Below are 228 nucleotides of genomic sequence, written 5' to 3'. Positions count from 1 at the left end.
CACTTGGGCTTTATCTTGAATATGATCATTGTAGTCATTGTAATAAAGCTTAATATCCAAGTAATTTTCCTCAATTACTTCTTTTGCTATTAGGAATGCCTGCTCTACATAATCATCACCAATGGCACGTAACCAACCAGTGTCTCTTAGTGACGCTTGCCAATCTGTTAAATCATCACTATTAACAACAATAGCTTCATTAACAACATCCCAGGACATGATATCGTC

General features: G+C 36.0%; 1 protein-coding gene. It reads right to left on the bottom strand.

Annotated features, from left to right (window positions below; all coding sequences use genetic code 11):
• Positions 1-228: endo-1,4-beta-xylanase (locus AOA62_RS00030; protein ID WP_143521684.1), on the bottom strand; the 228-nt coding region annotated here is incomplete at both ends.

The sequence above is a fragment of the Pseudomonas sp. 2995-3 genome, assembly GCF_002742565.1.
In the GTDB taxonomy this organism is placed as follows: domain Bacteria; phylum Pseudomonadota; class Gammaproteobacteria; order Pseudomonadales; family Pseudomonadaceae; genus Aquipseudomonas; species Aquipseudomonas edaphica.
The sequence above is the reverse complement of the archived record's forward strand: the minus strand, read 5'-3'. Positions and strand labels throughout refer to the sequence as shown.